2 protein-coding genes are annotated in these 1,897 nt (G+C 48.7%); one reads left to right on the top strand and one right to left on the bottom strand.

The window, feature by feature from the left end:
- On the bottom strand, positions 1-169 hold a 169-nt coding region (locus tag WG89_RS31935; protein WP_062260605.1), incomplete at its 3' end, for a transposase.
- A gap of 195 nt (positions 170-364) precedes the next feature.
- On the opposite strand from WG89_RS31935, the gene WG89_RS01910 reads away from it, so the two are divergent.
- Positions 365-1,897 (top strand): calcium-binding protein (locus WG89_RS01910; protein ID WP_281177667.1); only part of this gene is annotated, 1,533 nt, incomplete at its 3' end.

Raw genomic sequence — 1,897 nt, forward strand, 5'->3', positions numbered from 1 at the left:
GAGGATAAGGAGGTCTTCCGTTGCCACGCTTAGGGTAATAGGGCTCGATTACGGCCTCTAAGCGTTTCCATGGAATCAGAACCTCCATTCTTTCAAGAAAAATTTCCCTACGAGTTCTGCGTCGCTTCTGGCTGAATTCACTGTCGGAAAAAGAGAGTTGTTGGTCCATGACTACCTCTGATCAAGCTGCTGAGATTATTATCTCATGATCAGGGACTTATTCGCAGGTTCCCTAAATAGCAAAATAGAAGAAAATAAACTATCTGGAACTGTTGATTTAGTTGAATTCTTCAAAGCTACGAGACTTGCTTCTTTTACATCACAATGGGGTGGAGAGAACTTGGTCATTGAGAATCTCAGTGCAATGAATTCAGAAGAACTTGAACTGATATCAGATAAAGTGTCTGGTGGCTTTCATTTTCTTGAAGGAACCGCTGAGAATGACACCTTATTTGCAAATGATGTGGACAGCTTTCTTTTAGGTCTCGAAGGTGATGACACTCTGCGTGGTGGTAGTCGTAATGATATTTTGGAAGGTGGAGGCGGCCGGGATTATCTCTTTGGTGGTTCTGGAAATGACACTTTGAGAGGCGGAGCTGGGGATGGAGATACGCTCTCTGGGGATGCAGGAAACGATACTTATTTGTTTGCAGCGGGTGATGGCAATACCACGATTTCCAATGCAGACAGTGGTGCAAGTCGTCAGGATATTCTCCGTTTCCTGGAAGGTATTACGCCAGCGGATGTGACCGTGAAACGTGCCAGTAACAACTTGACGTTGACTCTGAAAAGCAGCGGTGAAGTGGTGACGGTATCCAACTATTTCCTGAGTAGCAGCTTTGAACTGAATGCTATCGAGTTTGTGGATGGTACCAGTTGGGATGTAGCCACCATCAAGGCGATGGTGCTGGTGCCAACAGAAGCCGCAGATACCATTACGGGTTATGCCACAGAGGATAGCCTGGAGGGGTTGGGCGGTAATGATACCCTCAAGGGTATGGATGGCGCAGATAGCTTGTCAGGTGGAATAGGTGATGACCGTTTGCACGGCGGTAATGACAACGATGTTGTCAATGGCGATGTCGGTAATGACACGCTCTATGGTGACAACGGCAATGATGTCCTTAACGGTGGTGAGGGTGCAGACCGACTGAATGGCGGCGCTGGTGATGACACACTGAGAGGGGGAGCAGGTAACGATACGCTCTCTGGGGATGCAGGAAACGATATTTATTTGTTTGCAGCGGGTGATGGCAATACCACGATTTCCAATGCAGACAGTGGTGCAGGTCGTCAGGATATTCTCCGTTTCCTGGAAGGTATTACGCCAGCAGATGTGATCGTGAAGCGTGCCAGTAACAGCTTGACGTTGACTCTGAAAAGCAGCGGTGAAGTGGTGACGGTATCCAACTATTTCCTGAGTAGCAGCTTTGAACTGAATGCTATCGAGTTTGTGGATGGTACCAGTTGGGATGTAGCCACCATCAAGGCGATGGTGCTGGTGCCAACAGAAGCCGCAGATACCATTACGGGTTATGCCACGGAGGATAGCCTGGAGGGATTAGGTGGTAACGATACCCTCAAGGGTATGGATGGCGCAGATAGCTTGTCAGGTGGAATAGGTGATGACCGTTTGCACGGCGGTAATGACAACGATGTTGTTAATGGCGATGTCGGTAATGACACGCTCTATGGTGACAACGGCAATGATGTCCTTAACGGTGGTGAGGGTGCAGACCGACTGAATGGCGGCGCTGGTGATGACACACTGAGAGGGGGAGCAGGTAACGATACGCTCTCTGGGGATGCAGGAAACGATATTTATTTGTTTGCAGCGGGTGATGGCAATACCACGATTTCCAATGCAGACAGTGGTGCAGGTCGTCAGGATATTCTC

The sequence above is a fragment of the Endozoicomonas arenosclerae genome, from assembly GCF_001562015.1.
Classification (GTDB): Bacteria; Pseudomonadota; Gammaproteobacteria; order Pseudomonadales; family Endozoicomonadaceae; genus Endozoicomonas_A; species Endozoicomonas_A arenosclerae.